General features: G+C 45.2%; 9 protein-coding genes. 1 reads left to right on the plus strand and 8 read right to left on the minus strand.

Annotated features, from left to right (window positions below; all coding sequences use genetic code 11):
- Positions 1 to 51: 51 nt before the first annotated feature.
- The 7 genes from M2137_RS04220 to M2137_RS04250 form a co-directional block, all read right to left on the minus strand.
- Positions 52 to 2,283 carry an endo-1,4-beta-xylanase gene (locus M2137_RS04220; protein ID WP_280765211.1) on the minus strand — a complete coding sequence of 744 codons (2,232 nt, stop codon included), beginning with the start codon at positions 2,281 to 2,283 and terminating at the stop codon, positions 52 to 54.
- Positions 2,284 to 2,315: 32 nt separating this feature from the next.
- Positions 2,316 to 3,413, minus strand: coding sequence for a DUF5627 domain-containing protein (locus M2137_RS04225; RefSeq protein WP_280765212.1), 1,098 nt, complete (start codon positions 3,411 to 3,413; stop codon positions 2,316 to 2,318).
- Between the two features lie 28 nt (positions 3,414 to 3,441).
- Entirely contained in the window at positions 3,442 to 5,229 is a 1,788-nt protein-coding gene (locus M2137_RS04230) for a RagB/SusD family nutrient uptake outer membrane protein (RefSeq protein ID WP_280765213.1), read from the minus strand.
- Between the two features lie 29 nt (positions 5,230 to 5,258).
- Positions 5,259 to 8,072: a SusC/RagA family TonB-linked outer membrane protein gene (locus M2137_RS04235; protein ID WP_280765214.1), complete on the minus strand. Its 2,814-nt coding sequence runs from the start codon at positions 8,070 to 8,072 to the stop codon at positions 5,259 to 5,261.
- 29 nt (positions 8,073 to 8,101) lie between these two features.
- Positions 8,102 to 9,970 (minus strand): RagB/SusD family nutrient uptake outer membrane protein, encoded by a 1,869-nt coding sequence (locus M2137_RS04240; protein WP_280765215.1) that lies wholly within the window; start codon positions 9,968 to 9,970, stop codon positions 8,102 to 8,104.
- 11 nt (positions 9,971 to 9,981) lie between these two features.
- Positions 9,982 to 13,089 (minus strand): TonB-dependent receptor, encoded by a 3,108-nt coding sequence (locus M2137_RS04245; protein WP_280765216.1) that lies wholly within the window; start codon positions 13,087 to 13,089, stop codon positions 9,982 to 9,984.
- 131 nt (positions 13,090 to 13,220) lie between these two features.
- Complete coding sequence (locus tag M2137_RS04250; RefSeq protein WP_280765217.1) at positions 13,221 to 14,963, minus strand: glycoside hydrolase family 43 protein; 1,743 nt, start codon at positions 14,961 to 14,963, stop codon at positions 13,221 to 13,223.
- A 1,071-nt stretch (positions 14,964 to 16,034) separates the two neighbouring features.
- On the opposite strand from M2137_RS04250, the gene M2137_RS04255 reads away from it, so the two are divergent.
- A complete protein-coding gene (locus tag M2137_RS04255; protein WP_280765218.1) occupies positions 16,035 to 20,096 on the plus strand; it encodes a two-component regulator propeller domain-containing protein in 4,062 nt (1,353 codons plus the stop codon).
- A 10-nt stretch (positions 20,097 to 20,106) separates the two neighbouring features.
- On the opposite strand, the gene M2137_RS04260 is transcribed toward M2137_RS04255, so the two are convergent.
- Positions 20,107 to 22,464: an outer membrane beta-barrel protein gene (locus tag M2137_RS04260; RefSeq protein WP_280765219.1), complete on the minus strand. Its 2,358-nt coding sequence runs from the start codon at positions 22,462 to 22,464 to the stop codon at positions 20,107 to 20,109.
- Positions 22,465 to 22,537 lie beyond the last annotated feature (73 nt).

Genomic DNA, 22,537 nt, shown 5'->3' on the forward strand with positions numbered 1-22,537 from the left:
AAATAAACAGAGGATCAAAGACCCTCTGTTTATTAAGTAAGACTATTATTATTATTGTCCCGATAAACCGGCTGCAAACCCGGCATAGGTATGCTTTCGGTTATTATTCAAATCCCATAAACCGATAGGCTCGCCTCCTCTCCAGCTGGAGCTGGTCGGGCTATCAGTGACAGCCCATTGCGTGATACCATAGCGTTGAGCGGCTGGAACAAGCTCAAAATACTTTTGGATGATGAAGGTATAGAAACCGGCCATTGCTTTATGGTGTTCTTCCGTCATATCTTCTGTTTTGATACCTGCCGCAAACGCCTTTTCTGTGATACCCATATCCAATTCTGTGATCTTGATTAATTTGCCGGTTGCGGCCAACAATTTAAACATATTCACAATAGACTCTTCCTGGCTCTTCTGAGCGGCTGCGTCCAAGATGTAACTTACGTGCATCTGTGTACCGATACCGTCGATCTTCGTTACGCCATCCGACTCCCATTGCTCAATCCATTTCACCAAGCTCTTGGCTTTACCGTTACCGTCCCACCAAGATTCGAGGTTATAGTCATTGATAAATAGTTTCAGATCCGATGGATTACCTCCGCTTTCAGCAAAATGCTGGCGAGCCAGTTTTACGGTGGTGCGAACATAGTCGTTATCACCTAAGTAATCTTGCCAGTAGAAGTTGGCAGCCGGATCGCCATTGGAGGCTGATTGTAAATCATATTTGCCATCGCCATCACCGTCACTTCCTGATAAAGCTTCATTGACAACATCCCAAGCTGTTACGTAACCGTCACAAGCTGTCATCATACCGGCGATCCATCTATCCATTGCACCGGTCAATGCTTCGGCCTTTTCTTCGTCGGTCAACGGAATGGTATTCCCGGACTCTTGTTTTTCGAAAACGATATCATCGAAATAATAAGTCGTAGCCACCTTAGACTCAGACAGGTTGAATGCAATCGTATTCATTCCTTTTTGACTCCCTGAAATAACTCCCGAATTTTTATACTCCTGCCATTCGGTAGTTACCTGTGGAGAACCCACCATAGCGTAATGCAAATAACCTCCAGGATTGTTGTGTGCTTGTGAGGTGATAGTTGCAGGTTTGCTAGCTTTGATTTTCATGCTGAAGTTATACGCTTCACCTTCTTCAAAAGTATGAGGTACCTTCACAAAGAACTGTGTATCCCATGCATTGGTCGGATCATCGCCTGATTCTATAACAATCGCGCGTCCAACACCATCAGCACCCGTACCGGCTGCACCAAAAGAGGCTGCTTTCGGACCATCTTTCTTTTCTGTTGCAAAGAAACAGGAAACATCGTTGCCTTCGCAATTACTATTGCTTACCAGGTTCACCCAATAGGTGCTTGGTCCTGGGGCAACGGCAACGATACCAAAGGTGTAACTATGCCAACCCGGTTTGCTCCAACCGGTCAGACTCTCTTCGTCAAAAGAAGGATTGGCGATTAAATTCTCGTCACTTCCTGTGGCTTTCAGTGACAAATCATCGAAGAAAAGCTCTCCTTCAAATGTACCAAAACAGAAGCGAAGTCTGTCTAAAGCGTAATTGGCTGTAAAGGTAACAGAGGCTTCCGCCCACTGTTCACCGGCAGCAAAACCAGGTAAATATTGTGTAGCACCTCCTTTAACACCCGGCCAGAAATTAACATTGGTGGCATTGGTGGCTTTGATACGCATACTGATCGTGTACTCCTGACCAACAACCAAAGGAGCAGCTGGGTCATAGTAAATTTCACTGTCCCATGGGTTGGATCCCTTCGTAGGAACAACCATGCGTAAAGCCGGATCAGCATCGTCTGGATCCACTTCTATTTCTTTATCTGCAAGCAGACTATTCAGATACTTATTGTTCTGCTGTGCATGCCAAGCCAATGTGTGCCCGTAAATAGTTGCTCCTCCAGCTTTTGCTGCCTGAACAAATCCAATCACTTTAGAGAAGTCCATTGACCCGTCATTTTTCACAATAGAACTATACTTCATCGCATTGCCTGCAGTCAGTTCGTCGAAATTGGAATTAGACATACGGTATACCAATCCCTCTTTGACATATTCACTCACGGTGACACCGGAACCCAACTTGAAGTTGGGATCCGTACTCCGGTTCACATAGGATTTCAATGCGTCATAGTCATTCAGGTATTCCATTTGCGTAATGGAAGCCGGCTTTTCTACATCATATTCTAATGCGGAATCATCCACACAGGATGTGATCGCCATACTGGCCAGGACGAAAGCTCCTAAAATATATTTTGTATGTTTCATATCTTTTTTATTTTATCGTAAGAAACTACTTGTTATTTCTCAGCCGGTGTAAACCACTCAGCTTTCATACCTCTGTCTCTTGCAACCAAAATATCATCCGTTACATAATGGTGCTTTTCATGAATGGTCTCTTTCCCACTCTTGGGGAAGGTCATTTCAACCTCAAATCCCGTTTCGAATTCCAGATACAGAGCGTCTCTGTCCTGATTACCCCAACTGTTCTTCTCGCCCAGTTCAACAAAACGTCCGTTGCCTTTCGCCGTTATGTTATAAACGCGAACACTGTCATTCACCTGTATCAAGGTATTTACCGGTGTTACGGCACATGCATTGCTGTTGTCGAAAGCGAGATTGAGTGATACTGGGAGATCCAGTCCTGCAGCGTTTGCATAAACAATCGGAAACTCAGTGTCGGTTAATGAGATTGTGTTCAACCCGAACACCTCATCTTTTTCGACATACTGGTGCTTGCGTGTTACATTTTCGGTTGCTCCGTTTATGGTTACCACATCCGTTCCCCGTCTCAGATAATTACCTTCCCACTTGTTAATGTACTTCACAGCATAAAGCGTGTAATCTTTCGGTACTACATCCCAATCGTCAGCAACTGCACGTCTGGGGTTAGCCACCACCGGAGTACCGGAAAGAATGCTGTCTGCATTGTTTACGCTTGTCATAACAACCGGAATAACATAGGTAGTTGTAATTGATTTCGGGTCGTTAAAGAAAGCATCAGTCAGCTGCACGGTTACACCGCCCAGTAATTTGCCTTTTTCAATAACGATCTTATCAGATGAGAGCGAATAATAATTTGAGGGCATAGGAGTAACCTCCTTGTCTGTACCATCAAAAACAAGTCCGTCGCATAATGAATTGTCTACACGGATACCGATTTCGATGTTCTTATTGTTTTTATAAACACCACCCATCGTTGCCATGATCTGACACTTATAGTCATTGTCCAGCGTGGTGTCAAATATATCCTCGCCTAAGCAAATGGTACGAATGGGGCTTTGATACGCAAAATACACAGCGGTATATTCGTAATCAGGAAATTCCCAATCGCCATTTTCGCAAGAGGTGAACATGACACCAGTTATTGCTAATAATAGAAATAATGCTCTTTTCATTTTATTGTTTATTAATCGTTCGACATGATTACCAACCCTTGTTCTGAAGCAGGTTGCTAAACTTGATTACTTCACCGTATGGTATCGGTCCATAATACATATAGTCTTGATATGAACGTGTTTCAACATCAGGAAGTACGTTGTATTTCCCTCCATTGATATTCATCCCTTTTGCGGGAACTGTCAACGTTTCTTTCCAACGGCGAAGATCCCAGAAACGGAAACCCTCAAAACAAAGTTCCAAACGTCGCTCATTACGAATCAATTCACGCATTTTGTCTTTGTTCCCTTTTATGGATTCCAGGTAGGCATCTCCATTATCTTTACCAACGCCTGCTCTGGCACGGATAGCTTTGACTACATCATAAGCAGAATAGCCATGTGCTCCTGTACCGGTGGGTCCCCATGCTTCATTCGCTGCTTCCGCATAACCCAAGAAGATTTCTGTGTAGCGGATAAACGGCTTATAGTGGTAAGCATTAGTCGCGGAACTTGGATTCGCATTTACACTCTGACACAACAATTTCTTCATGTAGTATCCGGTACGTGTGGATGTCTCTGTTTTGTTCAGCGCATTATTGTCCGAACCGTCGGAAGCTGTTGTAATCGTACTGCTCTGTGGACCTGCTTTGCTACCATTCCGGATGATATACAGATCGAGACGCGGGTCACGGTTGGCATACGGATCGTTTGCGTTGTATCCACTACCGCCTTCTGAGATAGGATATCCATTCGCCATAGGGAAGGCATCCACCAGATTCTGAGTCGGATTCAAACGTCCTTTACCAAACAGGGTAGGAGGATAATGTGTTTCTTCCAGTGATCTGTTATTTTCTTTGTTCGAACGCCACAGTATCTCTTTCGGATTCACACCGGCTTGCAAATTCTCAATTGTTTTACTAACGGCATACCATTGGTTTCCCAGCGGATCTATTTCTGCGATAGGATTGCTACCTAAGCCATTCAATACGATAGCCATTTGGTTGGCAGCATCTTCCCAGGTAACAGTCGTTCCTTCGGTATAAGCCGGGCTGGCTGCCAATAAGGCTGCCTGGGCACGAATCGCTTTCGCAATACGTCCGCTCATACGGCTACGGGCATTATCACCAAACACGCGGGTGTATTGACCTGCCGTAACCCCTCTGGAGCGATATTTAGCAGGAACGTCAATATCATCTTCTACTGAACCATAATCTTCCGGCAGTAATGAAATAGCCAATTCTACGTCGGCATTCAACTGGTTGATACATTCCTGGAATGTGTTACGGGGCAGGTTGAATTCAGAAGTAAGATCTTCCGGTTCGGTCAGAATGGGGATACCCAGTAATTGTCCGTCGGTAGCCCATCCACCATGGTTCAATAATAGGTGGTACATATAAAGTGCGCGCATACCATAGGCATCACCCTTCATACGTTCTTTAAACAATTCGGCTGCCACTTCGTCTTGTGCCCATTTTACATCATCGGCGATGGCAAGAAACTGATTCAGATATTGCCACGAAGCACGCAGGTACTGCCAACGATCCATCGGATTGTTGTTGGCACGCCAGGAACCGGTAGCCATCGTACGGTAACTATTGGCCGGGTCATTCGACACGGCATCGTCGGTAGCCACGTCATTGAATGAATATGAACCTAATGGATTACTGATATAGGCATGACCGAGTAGTCCAACAGCCCATAAGGGCATATTATACAAACTCTCCTTATCTTTATGATTTTCTATAGTTGGTTCGAACAGGTCGCCGCAACTTGCCAGCATAGAGATCAAGGGTACTATTAATACAAGTATAGCTACTTTTTTTATATTCTTCATAACTGTATTCATTTTAGCTGATTGTATCATTAAAAACTACACTTAACACCCAGGTTGTAGAAGCGTCTTTGCGGCGTACTTCCCACATTCATTTCCTGATGTTTGCGTTCTTTTGAAATAGTCAGCAGGTCATGACCGCTCAAATAGATGCTTAACCCTTTGACAACCGCATTTTGCAAGAGATGCTTCGGAAGGTCGTATGTTAGTTGTACTTGTGCCAGCGTAAAGCGGCTGTTATCGTACATCCAGAAGTCAGAGTTACGGAAATTGTTTTCACCGTTTGTTGTGGTCAGACGAGGATAAGTAGCTGTCGCTTTCGTCTCTTCTGTCCAACGGTTGCGTACGATTTCCGAATACTTATTGTCGCTACGAACCCAGTAGTAAGAGCTGTTCTTAAAACCATATCCGCCGAAAAAGCCATTACCCATAGCAAACAGGGTAAAGTCACGCCATTTAGCCGTGAAATTAACTCCCAGACGGAAAGGAGTACCTGAGCGTTCCAAGAATATCTCATCGTTGGAGTCAATCACCTCGTCACCGTTCTGGTCTTTATATTTAATATCACCCGGTTTCACGGTTCCAAACTGCTTCGGCGAATTGTCAATTTCCTCCTGGCTATTAAAGAAACCTAAGCTTTCTAATCCCCAAAGACTGCTCAGTGGACGTCCTACACGTGTTTGATAGTCATATGCATAGTTTTCGTCACGACGAGCGGCTTCAGCCGTGTAATACATACCGCTAACGCCTAATGTCAGATCCACTTCGCTTACTTTCTTATTCGCATACACACTGAAGTCAAAACCAGATCGTTTGTCATTGTTGTAATTGATATACGGAATAATCGATGAGGAAGGATATCCTGTTTGCGTAAAGTAAATAGGATAGAGTGAAGTCGGACGAGCAAGAGCTCCATCTACTCTATTTGTGAAATAGTTGAAATCAAAGGAAATCAGCTTGTTCCAAAGCGAACCGCGCAAACCTGCTGTTATTTCTTTCCGTTTCACAAATGTCATATTCATATTGTCTCCACTTTGGAATTCCGTAGCTGCTTCACCTCCAAGGTCACCCCAGGAATACCAGCCGCCTCGTTGCATAATAGCCTTATAGAGGTAGAATCCTTGTGAATTACCACCGGTAATGTCGATATCCTGATTGATGATACCCGCAGATACATTCACCATCAAATCGTCGAAAGCGGTATTATCGAAGAAGCTTTCCTTCACCGGACGCCATCCTAATGTCAATGTTGGTGAGAAACCGGCACGATTACCTTCCGGCAATTTAGCTGAATAGGGTATCGCTGCACTGAAATCAACATAATATTTCTGTTGGTAGTTATACGATGCCTGCAGACCTAAGTTGGCATTACTCAAGCGATGGTATTCTCCGTTTCGCTGCGTTTGCCAAGCATTCGCGATAAGCATAGCGAATACATTATGGTCGTCATTAAATGTCTGTTGATAATCGAATTGTGCCGACACATTATAGGTATAACGGTAAGCCGCGTTGCTGATGTTTTCATTACCTGTCTTACTGTCGTTACCATACTGTGTCACGCTGGCGATCATATCTTTCCCTGCATAGTTAGTCCATACCGGTTCAAAGGTAGCGTATTCGTTTGAATAACCCTGATTGTAAGTCGAAGCATAGTCGATACCATACTTAGCGCGGAAGAACAACCCTTGCAACAGAGGTTTCAGGTTCACGTCGAAACGGGTATTGAACTGAAACTGACGGCTTACAAACTTACTGTCACCGGCAGCATACGAGGCTGCGATCGGGTTTGTCGGGTCGAGCTGTGTACCTCCTAAGAAATACTTACCATCAATAATATGGTTACTGGCATTGATCGTATTCCATGACGGAATATCGTTTTCTTCCAGGTAGCTAAGCGGGATAAGGGGAGAAACGCGGTTAGGACGTAATGTGGCAGCATTCGACCACCAGCTGCCGGCAGCAGAGTACGAGTCGTAAAAAGTTACGTTCGCATCGGCCTGGCCTGTGATCAGTTCATGCAATTTCACGTCCAAGTTACCACGCACAAAGAAGCGGCTGATATAGTTGTCTGCTGCATTGGCAATTTTCAATGCCGAAGACTCCCTGTAATAACCGGTCGTTGTGTAGTATTTTACTCTTTCGTTACCTCCATAGATTTCCGCAATACCTTCCGAACGGTTATACATCTTTCGTATATAATCAGAAGAATACATATCCAAGTCCGGATAACGGTATGGGTTTATACCTGACCCATGATTGTAGATATCTTCTGCACTATAGCTCGGTGTTAATCCATCGTTTACACGTGCTTCATTGTAGAGTGTCATGTATTCGGCAGAACCCAAATATTTCGGATAAGATTTATTTGCGTACATACCGGTGCTGGCACGAACATCGATGCGGATATCGCCCATTTGCCCACGCTTGGTTGTGATCTGAAGTACACCATTGGCGCCACGGCTACCGTAGAGTACTACTGCAGCTGCCCCTTTCAATAAGGTGATTTGTTCGATTTCGGTAGGAATCACGTTGTTTGCATCACGTACCATCCCGTCGACAACAACCAGGTAAGAGCCCATGCCCCATAGATTACCATTCATACCACCCACAACGTTTTCCAAAAAATCCAAACTGTATGTGGTATAGGCTTTCTTTGTTAATTCCTCCACGTCGACCGAAGAAACACCTCCTAAAAGGTCTTCTTGATCCACGCTGCGAAATGCTACTTGTACTTTGCCCTCTACCTGATCACCCATTATATCCTGTAGTGCCTCTTGAGAATTGGCATGTACGGAACAGCAGGCGAATATGGCGCAAAATACGAGTCCTTTATATATATGTTTCATTGCTATCTTTTATTAGAGTTATCAATTTTTTACCAACCCGGATTTTGTGTAAATTCGGGATATATTGTGACATCCTCCGTTTTGAACGGTAACCAATAGTGTTTGCTTGAGAGATTACGCGTAATGATGACCTCTTCGTCCCAGTTTACTACCGCATTTTCCTTTGGATCAGCTTTCGGATCGAGCGGAGCCGCGCGGTCGAATAATTGTTCCGTTTTAATGTTGTAAGGATATTCTGTCAATAACAACCAACGACGAAGGTCATTGAAACGATGTCCTTCGAATGCCAATTCTACGGCACGTTCTCTACGCAATTCACTCATAAATCCATCCAAAGAAGCTGTGTATTTGTCGGCAACCGGACCAACGCCAGCGCGTTCACGAATGGTGTTGACCGCTTCGACAGCGCTTTTCGAGAAAGAGGCGTCTTTGGCATTAGCCGAACCATACCCTTGCGCTGCTGCTTCCGCATACATCAAGTAAACATCTGCCAAACGTAGCCACGACAGGTGGAAATGTGTAGAATAGCTATAGCCATAGGTCAAATCCCATTTATTCGCACCCATAGGGATGAATTTATAGTTCAGATAACCTGTGCGTGATGTCTTACGCGGGTCGTTACGGAAGTTACCACCGTTATACAGGTTGGCATAGCGGTATTGTTCATCTGACGGATCGGTGATGGTGCCCGATACCATCTTCACGCCGTCATATATGATGTCGTTGTAGAAACGTGGGTCTCTGTTTTTCCACGGATGTGTTTGGTCAAAGCTTGACTCCGGATCATTGAGTGGAAGACCGTCGACTGTACCATAGTAGTTGACATAATTAGCTGAAGGACAAAGTACGATACCGTCGCCTTCTGCCATATTAGCAATCTGATACGAGTTCATCTGACGCCAGTATGAGTCAGCTCCGTAAGTCGGGCTTCGCATGATCGCTTCCGTACCACCGGGCATCAACCAGTTCTGCTGCATGGTATAGAATAATGAACTGTATTTTTCGAAATCAACCAAAGCATATTGTGTTTCTCCGTTTTCTACCATACTCAACACCTTGCCGAAAGCAGACGCTGCTTTCTTACACATTTCAGCATCATAGGTTTTCGGACCGTTCACACCATTTGCCATCAACGGACTACCTGCATATAAATAGGTCTTTCCTAAATAGGCCAGAGCCCATATTTTGTTTGCACGCAAAGCGTTGTTACCTGCCGTACGACGACCGATCTCAGTGTCGTCCCAATTTACTGGAAGCAGATCGGCTGCTTTCTGAAAGTCGGCTGCCATTTTCTCTGCGTTTTCACGATAGGTTTCGCGCGGAAGAGTTAACGGCTCGTCACTTGGCAATACAGACTCGATATAAGGCAGACCACCCCAATACGTAGTCAGTTGGAAATAGAACCAGGCACGTAAGAAATAGAGCTGTCCTTCAACTATCTTGCGCTCTTCATCAGAAGCATCGGTCATTTTCCCGGCAGCCAGTGCTTCCAGTCCCATATTGGCCACGCGGATACCATACCAGGAACCACCCCATATCGCTTTTTTAAAACGGTCACCCCCTGCGCTCCAGCCACGATCGAGGAAACAGTGACCAGCACCAATATAATTACGGTAGTTACCCCGGTCGATACTAAATCCCATCAGGTATTCACCGTTACCGATAGTTACCACTTCATCTTCGCCCCAGTTAAACGAGCTTACCCAATATGCCTTGGCAACATCCGGAGCCAAATGATACATCCTTTCCACAAACCCCTGAAAGTTGGTGAAGTTCTTAAAGGCATCATCAGCTGAGATAACAGAATCCGGCTCTTTGTCTAAGTACTCCGTACAGGATGATAGACTGAACAAAACGGATGTTATCCCGCACAAATAAATTATTAATTTTGTTTTCATCATATTCTTAATTATAATGTTACTCTCAAACCAATATTAAAACGTCTTTGTGTCGGATAAGCGGAGCCACCTCCGGTATTCGACTCGCGGTCGTCAGGCATCTTAGTCCATAAGAATAAGTTGTTACCGTTGACATACAGTTTCAAGCTATTGAAACCGATAGATCTCAAATTGAAGGTATAAGAAAGTTCTGCATACTTCAAGCGGAGATAGGAGCCATCATGTATAAAGCGTGTACCGTTGGTAAATTCGCTGGGTTGTGCGCCCCAACGTGGCAGGGGAACATCTGCGTTAATGTCGTCTTTCGACCAATAAGAACCTTCATCGAAGGCCGTATTTCTCACACCACCCAAACTGTTTAGATTTACATAACGAGATACATTGTTTACCCCATAGAATTGTACGAAGAAACTCCATCCTTTATAATCCGCACCGATTTGGGCGTTGATGGTGTTCTGAGGTGTTCCGGTATATCCATAAGGCACTCGGTCGAACTGGGAAATAATACCGTCGGCATCGTAGTCGAGGATAATATAGTTACCCGGTATACGCGAGCCATCCAACGCGTCGTGTCCTGTTGATCCGTAGAGCTCATCCCAGTTGTTATAATAGCCCTGATCAATATAAGATGTTGTTTGGTTGATCGGCTTATTGGCTTTTTTCTGATATTCGGGTTTCATCTTTGGATCGTCCGCCTCAATAACTTTGTTTTCAGCGTGTGTATAAGCAGCATTACCCCAAAGACGCCAGTCCTTGTTTAATGATTTCGTCCAGCGAAGTTCGATTTCATACCCTTTACTTTCCACTTCTCCTAAGTTGGCAGCCGGTGCATTTGTACCATAATAAGAAGGTATAGAACGGTTCTCTCCTTGGAGGAAGATGTCAGAACGGTTGTCTTTAAAATAGTCGACTGATCCCGAGAGGGCACCTCCGAAGAGGGCAAATTCGGCTGCTACGTCTAATTTAGTAGAAACCTCCCACTGTACGTTGGGGTTACCCACCTGCGATTCATAATACCACCGATAGGGGCTCTTGCTTGAGTTAACCCCGGTCAAGCCTTGGTTGAATTGGCCACCATACCCCCAGGTATCCATATAAAGCCAGCGTCCAACATTATCATCCCCGATCTGTCCGTAAGAAGCTCTGAATTTGAAAAAGTCGAGCCATTTCAGGTCGAGTTTCTTCATGAAAGGTTCTTCTGTTACTACCCAACCGACAGCTCCTGAATTAAAGAAACCAAAACGGTATTCGGTAGCGAACTTTTCAGATCCATTATAGGCAGCGTTGTATTCGAATATATAGCGATTGTCATATTTATAGGTTACACGGCCTACCCAGTTTTCTCTGTAATAAGGCTGCATACTTCCGGTTGCATATTGCTCGCGGCTGAAGTCACCCATTGCTCCTACTTCATGCTTGCCAAACCTATTGTCATAGTTGAGCCGTGCTGAATAGTTGATACGACGATAAACACCACCGACACCACCGGCACCTGTTGTCCAGGCAATATTGTTCTGGTAGTCGAATTTATTGTTACCGTCAACGGTCATGTCGGTATGTTCTTTTCCTGTTTCCGGATCAATCCACTTATGGGGATTGTCTTCCCAGTCGTTTACGTCGTCGATACCGCGTCCCCCTTCCGAGAAGCTATTGTCAAACGCCAAACGTCCCTGAATAGAAAGTCCTTTCAACAAGAAGCCGAGGTCTTGCCTTAACGTAAAGTCGGTATTCAAACGGTCGTCGGTATTGTATCCTACCCCGTTTACACTGATATCTTCCATTGAGTTGGTCGATGCCTGTGTAGGATTCGGATAATAAAAACCGAAGGTACCATCGCTATACTTAGGACGGAATGCATCGGGTGCAATACCGTAGAACGCTGCCCATACCAAGTTTTCGTATTGTCCGCGTGATCCTTGTTTCACACCATGCGATCCCGAGAGGTTTACGTGCAACGTGGTGGTTCTTGTCAAATTGAAGTCCAAGTTACTACGTACATTGATACGGTTGTAGCTGTATCCCGTTTTGTATCCACGGTTGTTGTCGAATTTTTTGTAGATGTCACCCTCGTTGGCGTAGTCGATGCTGGCGAAATATTTCACAAAGCGTGTACCTCCTGAGATGTTCACATTCGCATTGTAGGAGGTAGCTACATCCTTCAGCAACTCGTCCACCCAATTTACATTCGGGTAACGTTCGAATTCTTCGAGGTTGGCCGGATAACGGTATTTACGAAGAACTTCTTCTGGCTGATAGTATGCCCACGATTCGGGTTTGTATCCCAATTCGTTTTCGATTACGCGGTTACGCAGGCTCAATGCATCGTAAGAGTCCATCAAAGCCGGCAATTTAGAGTAGGTTTTCAAGGTCGTACTCAAATTGACATTGATTGTTGCCTTTCCTTCTTCCCCACGTTTGGTGGTAATCAGGATAACCCCGTTTGCCCCACGCACACCGAATACGGCAGTCGCCGAGGCGTCTTTCAATACGGAGATCGATGCAACGGAGTTGATATCGATACCAGCCATCGGACGTTCGATGCCGTCAACGAGTACCAGCGGATCATTGCCGTTCCATGAGCTAAGACCACGGATGGTAATCTCAGGGTCTTCTTCCCCCGGTTTACCTGAAGAGGTCATGGTTACCACACCCGGTAAGTTACCGGTCAAGGCCTGACCTAAGCTACTCACACCCCCGGTGCGTTCCAGCGTTTTGCTGGTTGTTTGTGCGATCGCACCGACCACACTGACCTTTTTCTGCTGGCCGAAACCTACAACAACCACCTCTTCCAGTTCTTGCGTGTTTTCTGAAAGCGTGATGCGCATGGTTGTGTTTACTGCTACCTTTACCTCCTTGTCATTCATACCAATGTAGGATACGACAAGAATGGTATTGGCATTGGGAACGGTTAGTTCGAACTTTCCGTCGATATCCGAAACCGCCCCAACTGTATTATCTCCTTTTACTACGACATTAGCACCGATGACGGTTTCTCCGCTTTCATCGGTAATTATTCCTCTCACGGTTACTCTGTTCTGTGCCGAGATGGTCAAACAACTGAGTAAGATGAATAAAAGGAAGTAATGAATTTTTTGAATTTGTTTTTTTACATTTTCCATTACCGTTAGTTTAAGATATTAATAATATTCTCGTTTAATTGATGTTGCCGGAGAGCTATTCTGCTTATCCGGCTTGTTACTTTTAGGTGTCGTTGTACCATTCCATTTTACATTAATAGTTTTAGATTAATTTAGTGATTTTTCTCTAAGAGTATATTGTACATACCCATCGTGGTTCCCGTAAATCCTCCGGCTGCCGTGGTCGACAGGTAGGAGGCGTCAATATTTTTGCAAAGCAAATTCCATTTGTTATCCTCGGTCGCATAATAAAAATCATATACGGTTCCTTTGGATACAACCTTTAGGTCGATGACTGTTGCCTCGTTCATTATACTACTACTCGCCAATGTTTTGCTCTCATTCTTTTCTATCTGTTGAAGAGATACCTGTTTTTCTTTTCCCTCTATACCGACAGAAAGGAAATATTGGTGCCTTTCATCTTTAAATAAAAGAATCCCTGCTTTTTCGGTTTCATCAGATGGGTTGAAAAGCATGCGCGTACTACATTCGAATTTATGGTGTTGCATACGGCGGCAGATAAAGGCGGGTGTAGCTTTTTCCGTTGCACTGACCGGAGAGCCTTTCAATGTGAGGTAGCCCGGTGTTTCGGTCAATGAATATAAATCGGTAGCCGGTCCTCTCAGTGTCATCCAACTCATATCTAATGTATTCTCATCGAATGTGTCATGCACTTCGAAGTTACCGAAAGTAACGGTGGAATCGCGTTTCGTACCTTCCCGTTTTACGATCACCGGAATAACATCCTTCTGCTGGGTGATATAGGGAAACCCATCGTCACTCCATTTTACCGGCATGGCAAAGGTCTCGCGTCCCAGGTTCTCAAATTTGTTGTTGATCGGGCGGCAAGCCAGAAAGAACGCCCACCAGTCACCCTCTTTTGTCTGAATCAGGTCGGCATGACCGGCACAGGTAATAGGGTTGGGGCGGTCGGCACTTAATTCTCTTTGACTTAGAATCGGATTGTTCTCCCATGGAGTGAACGGCCCCATCGGAGAATCGCCACGGAAAATAACTTCGGAATGCCAGCCTCCGGTACCACCTTCGGCAGACATAAGGAAATAGCGGCCATTTATTTTATAAAGATGTGGCCCTTCGATCCAGATCGGTTTGTCTTCGGGGCATGCACCTTTGTCGATGAGTATTTTGCGGGGGCCTACGGTCTGGTCTGTCTGAACATCGAATTCCTGAATGCGGATGGTGCGGTGTCCATTATATTCCGGTTTGTTGTTCGGCGCGTCGTCGTTGTTTACGATATAGGCTCTGCCGTCTTCGTCAAAGAAAAACGAAGGGTCGATACCCTGGATGCTTGGCAACATGATTGGATCCGACCATTCTCCAAAGGGATCTTGTGTCTTCACAAAGAAGTTGCCCGCGCCGACATTGGTCGTTACCATGTAGTAGGTTTTGTTGTGCGGGTTATACTCGATAGCCGGTGCGAAGATACCACCGCTTATGCCTTGTCCCGTTAGGTTGACCAATTGGGAGGGGCGGTTCAACACATGTCCGACCTGCTTCCAATTGACCAGATCGCGGCTATGGAAAATGGGAACTCCCGGAAAGTAAGAAAAACTGGAGGTGACCAAAAAATAATCGCCCTGATCGTTTGCGCAGACACTTGGATCAGAGTACCACCCCGGCAATACCGGATTGTAGAAGCAATTCTCTTCCGGCAGTGGGTTTGATGTGTAGATGTCATCTTGACCGATGTAGCTGAAGTGGTCAAAAAGAGCTACGGATTTCCCGATAGTAGGCAAACTTTTGTTGTCTTTCGTGAAACTGCACGACGTAGCGGTTAGGCTAACGATGCAGGCCGAAAACAAAAAAGTAAACCATGGTTTTATGACTTTCTTCATTCTGTGATTTTACTATGCTCCATTTTACTCCATTTATCGTAACCACAACAGAGCGACAGGTGGAAAAATTGGTTTTCTCATGATTCCCTGTGGCTCCTCAATTGAAGTGGCTTTTTTCGTAATGCAAACATAAAGAGTCGAATTCAATAAGTTGGCGAAAAATGCTACACGCATCTTTAAGGGTGTTACATGTTTTCTTTTTTATGTAACATTCCTTTTTCTGTATGTTACATTTTGTTTGCATACCGCTTTATATCAGCACTTTGCATTTTTGACGACTGTTTTGTCGAAAGTTTGATTTAGAATGGGGCAATTCACGATGTTACATAAAGAAACCGTTTGCGAAAGCCTGAGCTTTGGCGCAAACGGTTTAACAATCTAATAGAACAAATAGACTAATACACTAAAAATACCATTTGTCTCATGCGGAAGGCTGAGACGGCATTGAAATTACTGTTTCTTTATTATTTGCAATCTTGCATTTGCCACTTTACAAAAATAAGTAACACAGTGACATGATAATAGAGATGGTGTAACCGAAATCTTTAACAAGGGTACAGAAACACCCCGTTGCGTTACATTTTTCTCCCCGCATGTTACATCTTAAAAAATGTATCCGAATAATTGAAAATCGGCCTTAGGCAAATAGGATAGTCACCTTTTTGAAGATCTCACCGTTCATTTTCGCGAGCCCAACCCTCAAAATGTTAAAATACGGATTGTAAGCAAAACGCCTGTTTTACTTACAAACCCATACGTTAAAAAGTGTTTCTCCCGGGAGTTTGTCTCCGAACTCCCGCTTTTTTGCGCACAAAGTCCCGCGGAAATTACAAATCGTAAATTGGGGGTTTTTATCAAAATCCGTTATTTAACATTTATTTACACATTCGATCTGCAAAAAGATAAGAGAAAGAAGTTCCTCGCCCCTACCCCCATTTCGCCGTAAAACCTCAGGAAAAAAGAGAGCCAAAGGAAGAAGAAAATGGTTAATTAACAAGAATCACTGCTTTTTATTAAATGATTTAAAGTAAATTATATACATTTGCATCTTATTGAAAGGATTCTAATAGTATGAAAATTTCCTTTTTACGCGCCATTTTTTCGATTACTCTGATAAGTATTCTTTGTTGCCCGAAGACAACAGCAGAGCGATTCCGGTTTCGTCATTATGAGATAAAAGACGGTTTGCCTTCCAATACCGTGCGCACCCTGACACAAGACAGCCGTGGCTTTATGTGGTTTGGTACGGAAAACGGACTGAGCCGATTCGACGGCTATTCCTTCAAAAATTTCCAATACACCGCAGGATCCCCCTCCTCCATCGGCAGCAACTATATTTATGCTTTATATGAAGACCCGAACCAAAACCTCTGGGTAGGGACAGACGACGGTGTCTATATTTATAACCCGGAATCGGAGAGTTTTTCTTTTTTTGATAAAAAAACCGATAAAGGGGTTCTGATTAAAAGCTATATATCAGCGATTCGGGCAGATCAACATAACAATATCTGGATCTCCACCCATGCGCAGGGGATATTCCATTACGATGTGGAAAAAGAGCAGTTATATCAGTACACCGCCGAGTCGGGCACCCCGAATGCCACAGGCGCGAATATGATTCTCTTTGTCTATGTCGACAGAGAGAATACAGTCTGGGCCGCTCCCCAGCGAAGCCTGCCTATCATAAACAAATACGATCCTATTTCGCGCCAGTTCACTACCCTGGAGCTTTCGCTCCCGAACGTTGACACCAATGATTTTGGCGTCTATGCCATGATCGAGGATAGCAACCATGACTATTGGATCGGTACCTGGAACCATGGGCTTTGCAAAATGGACAAAGAGACTGGTAAACTGGAACAGTTCATAGCTCCCGGAATGGTCAACGGGGTTTCGCATATTCACTATGTAACTGAGTATGAACCGGGACTATTATTGGTAGGTTCCGACGACGGGTTGATTATTTTCGATACGAGAACATACGAAAGCACGTTGATGACAGCCTCCGAGTTGAAGAGCAGTACGCTGTCGGACAAATTTATCTACCCAGTCTACAAAGACAAAGAGGGGGGACTATGGATCGGCACCTATTACGGAGGGGTCAATTACGCACCGCCGACCAAAGGCGATATTGAAGGGTACACCCATTCAAGGTTTTTCAATTCGGTCGGGGGAAACATCATCAGCTGCTTTTGTGAAGATCAGGCCGGGAACATCTGGGTGGGTTCCGACGACGGAGGCTTGAGTTGTTTCGATCCGGTAAAAGAAACATTTACGAATTACCTCCCGCAGCCAGGAGTAAACAGCTTGTCTTACCATAATATCCATGCCTTGTATACAGACAAGAACAAACTATGGATCGGCACCTATTCCGGGGGATTGAATGTATTCGACCTGCAAACAAAGCGATTTACCCATTATTTCCCGAAGACAGACGACCCCTCGTCGCTATTAGGCAGCAGCGTCTATTCCATCTATAAAGATCTGGACAAGAACCTGTGGATCGGTACCATGGAAAGGGTCTGCCTCTATAATCCGGAAAAGGACAACTTCATACGGATGAAAGAAACAAATACGACTACCACCGATATCATCGACGACCGGAAAGGTAATGTGTGGTTTGCCACCTGGGGGAAAGGGTTGTTCCGCTACAACAAAGAAGACAAAAGCTGGCATCATCATCTCTATAACGCAAACGATAGTTCGTCACTTCCGAGCAATCAGGTCAATTCGCTTCATTTAGATGCCGATGGTGTTTTGTGGTTCGGAACAGATAACGGACTGGCCTCGTATAACAATGAAAACAATTCATTCCTTTCTATTCCGCTGGATATAGCAAGCAATAAAATCAATTTTATAGAAAGTATAGACGGAACCCTATGGCTTGCTACCATGAACGGGCTGATCGGCTACAAGCCTTCAGACAAAACCGTTCGGACATTATCTAAGAATGATGGTTTGTTGAGCGACCAGCTCAACGTAAAAGCCGGCTTATTAAGCAGCACCGGCGATCTTTATATTGGCACGACAAACGGATTCAACCGGATCCGACCGGAAGAAATACATGAAAACAATTTCACACCTCCCGTATTTATCACCAACATCCAGGTATTCTACAAAGACCTGATGATAAAAGAGAAAGGGATTTTACGAAATTCTATTCTTTACACGGATAAAATAGAATTGTCTTACAAAGAAAGTGTTTTCAGTATAGAGTTTGTTTCGCTCAGCTATAACGCGCCCGACAAAAACCAATACAAATACAAACTGGAAGGTTTTGACAAAGAATGGAACTATGTCGGCAACCAACGCAAAGCGACATACACCAACCTGCCGGCGGGTAGCTACATATTCCATGTCATGGGAACCAACAGCGATGGTGTGTGGAACGAGAAAGAAAAGACACTCCATATTGTGATACACCCGCCCTTCTGGCTGACCACCTGGGCCTATACCCTCTATGCGATCCTTTTCTTCGGTGTTTTAGGCTATATTATCTATTTCATACGCCAGCGGGCAGAGAAAAACCATCGAAGACGCTTGCGCATACTTCAACACGAAAAAGAGAAAGAATTACAGGAAGCGAAGATCAACTTCTTCACATTCGTGGCGCATGAGATACGTACGCCGGTTTCGCTTATCATCGGTCCGTTGGAAAAAATTATGGAAAACACGGGAACCATGCCGGATGTGATACGGGATAGTTTCAATATTATTGACCGGAACAGCCAGCGATTATTGAGTTTGGTGAACCAGTTGCTCGATTTCCGCAAAGCGGAAGAGGGGGCTTTTATCATTCAGTTTGCCCAACACGCAATGTATGAATTACTACAAAATGTGTATATACGCTTCAGGCCTTTGGCTGAACAAAAGAGCATAGCCATCACATTCGACATGGAGGACCATGATCTGAAGGCAACAGTCGATGCGGAGGCGGTCACGAAAATAGTAAGCAACCTGTTGACCAATGCGATTAAACATGCCAGAAGCAAGATAGCAATTCGTTGTTACGCCGAAGACAAACACGTAATTATCACCGTATTCGACGACGGAGAAGGAATCATCCCGGAAGAGCAGGAGGGCATTTTCCGTCCCTTCTACCAGGTGGAGAAAAACAAAAAACCGGGTACGGGCATAGGGCTTTCATTGGTCAAATTGTTGACTGATGCCCATAAAGGAACAATAAAAGTAGATAGTATCCCGAACGAACAGACCCTGTTTATCCTCACATTGCCTATCGAACAAACCATAGCGCAGCCGGTGAAGATATCCGAAACCAACGTACTCCCGGATGAAGAAACGGAAGAGAAACAATCACAGCAGCAAACCACTCCCGAAACAGTCGACAACGATCAACAGAAAGCGGAAAAACCACTCTTGTTGATCGTCGAGGACAATGCCGATATGCGGGAGTTCTTGCAAAACAATCTACAGGAACATTACCGAACAGTGGTCGTAAAGAACGGAAAACAGGGGTTGGAACAGTTGCGGAAACAATCGGTCGATATCATTATAAGTGACGTGATGATGCCTGTTATGGACGGATTAACCTTCACCAACGAGGTGAAAAAAGATCTTGCATTCAGCCATATCCCCCTTATCCTACTTACGGCCAGAACGGATAAAGACTCCAAACTGACCGGAATGCGGTCGGGCGCAGACGCCTATATAGAGAAACCCTTCTCACCGCAACTGCTTCAGGCGCAGATGGAGAACCTATTGCTCTCCCGTAAGAACCTCCGGAAAAAATTCTCCGAAATGCCCTTCATCCCGCTGCAAAGCGTAGTCGGCAATAAAGCAGACGAGAAATTTGTAACCCGGTTGAACAAGATCATTGAAAAGAATATCTCCAATACGGATTTCTCCGTCGACGTTTTAGCCGAAGAACTGAATATCAGTCGATCGGGATTGTTTGCCAAAGTAAAATCTTTGGTCGATATGACGCCGAATGAACTGATCCAGTTGATCCGTTTAAAAAAAGCGGCGCAGCTTTTATCGGAAAAGGAATTCCGCATCAACGAGGTTTGCTACCAGGTAGGATTCAATAACCCCTCCTACTTCTCCAAGTGCTTCCAGAAACAGTTCGGTATGCTGCCGAAAGATTTCCATAGCCATAACGCGAAGTCGGAATAACAGAAACTGCCTATTTCCCGAAGCGGGAGGTATCGACTTCTTTATGTTCTTTCTTCGTATAGCCGCCGAATTTGTAGGAGAAGGCCAGGCGTACCATTTGTATATCGTTGATCTTCGTCATACGGCTCCACTGATTGCCCTGGTTGATCTCGATGCGACGCGGATAACCACTGGCAAAAATATCGGTAGCGGTAAGCGTAAGCGTAGCCTTTTCTTTTGCAAAGATATATTTCAATGCCGCGTCCACCTTGTAGACATAGCCCAGGTCGTAGATTCCTTGAATGGCTCCGGGCGTAACATATTGCCCGTCAACCGTTAGTTTCAGGTTCGGAACGCGGGGAAGGCTAAAGGTGTTCGACATCACAAAAGCCCCGACAAAAGCATGGCGGTCGAAGGACATGTCATGGAAATGGTCACTCTTTTCCTGCATACGGAAGCCTTGCACAGTGATCCGACTGTTCCACCACTCCCCTACCCGGAATGGAATAATGGCAACCAATCCGGTTTTCAGTCCGTAATCAAAATTCTCAAAACGGAATACATTCTTCACCTCCGAATCGCTCTGGTAGGGCACCTGGGTGAAATAATCCGGTTCGTAGGTGCAGAAAGCCATAAAGATATATTTCTGCTTCAGGATATACATCAACTGGCTGTTATAGGAGCGATAGGGTTTCAGATGCGGATTGCCCACCACTTCGGAATAGGAATTAAGCGGATAGCTCTTCGGGCTCAGATCCCAGTAGGAAGGATAGGTTTTATCGCTGGTCACATTCAGTTGCATGATATGATAAGGCGAGAAGGTATAGCTCATCGAAACCGTCGGCAATAGGGTCCATTCATTCCAGAGCGTCATATCCTCTTTCAACGAGGCATAGTCCGACCGGTAATAGTCGCCCTTCAAGGCAACCGAGGCCGACAGGCGCGAACCGAACTGAGTGGCAGTCTCCACAAATACATTGGCCGTATAATCCTGCTGTCGGTTATCCTCCAACTGTTCCGGTGCCGGCTGATAACCATTCCCCTTATCATAAGCATATTCCAGATAGTTATCCGACTGGGTATAGCCACCCTGCGCCCCATAGTTAAGCGACCACTTCCCAAATTGATGTGACTGATTGAGATAAGCCGAATAACGAGATACGTCTTGTGTACTATTATTACGCATCTTCGTATCGTCAGCACTGTCACTGCCGTAATCATTGAAAAACATATCAGACGGATCATGGTATTTCGTAAAGTCCAACCCGGCGCGTAGTCCTTTATGCCCTTCAAACAGCAATCCAACATTATGCAACTGCGTCGTACTCGATGTCACCGCGTTAGACATACGCGATTCGCCGTTTGTCTCGCCAAGGGGCGTATAAACCGTTGTGGCATCCCGCTTCGACTCGCCATCTTCCAGATTCAAATAATAAGAGGCCGAGAGTTTATCCTTATTGGAGAATGTATAATCCATCCCCAAACGGGCATATCCACTATTTCCTGTATTCCGGCTCCGCCCTTTCTGATCGATATGGATCACCTCCTGACCGACCGTATGTCGTGCCTCTATATCTTCTCCATCATAGCCGCGCCCTTTGGATGCGTCGACCAGGAAGTCGATCGTCAAACGGGATGTGGAATACAACAGATTAGCATTCATGCCAAATGCCTCATAGTATCTCTGCCGGTAGTTGGCACCCACCTCGCCCTGAAGGACAGGCTCATCGCTCGTAGGGGCGTCCAAGACCACATTGATGATCGAGCCTTTCACATGGTAACGCGCCGGGGCGTTATACATCACCTCCGCCTTCAATACCCGTGAGGCTGGGATGGTCTTCAACAATTGAATCAACTGGGCCAAAGAGAGGGTGGTCAATTGACCGTTGATCACGATATCGAGGCTACGCGCCCCAACCAATTCGATGGAATCGTCACTTCCCGTTACCCCCGGCAATTCTTTGATCGCCTCGAAGGCGTTAATACTGGCTTTATCCTTTATCAGTTGAGGAACATCATACGAAAGCGACGAACCCTCGACCCTGACCACCGGGCGTTCGCCTTTCACCACCACCTCATCAAGGGCAAAGGCTTTCGGCTCCATCCGGATGGTTCCGATATCACCCGAAGTACACTCTTTCGTCAATGTCTCGAACATCAGGTGCTGACACATCAAACGAAAAGACCCGTCTATCGGTGTCGTCAACACGAACACACCCAGGCTATCCGTCATAACGGCCTCCACAAAGACAGAATCCATCGTTTGCCGGATGACCGCTACCCCTTCGATCGGCAGTTCATCGGGATCAAGCACTTTCCCGGAAACAGACTGGGCTTTCATCATCAACGGACTCGCCGCCAAGCATACTATCAGTAGGAATCGCATCATGTTCATTTGTTTTATTAATGTAGACGCAAAGAAACGCTCTTTTTCGCAAAAACTATGTTACCACTTGCTTACG

Origin of the sequence: Parabacteroides sp. PFB2-10, from assembly GCF_029893085.1 — a bacterium.
Lineage (GTDB): Bacteria > Bacteroidota > Bacteroidia > Bacteroidales > Tannerellaceae > QVMG01.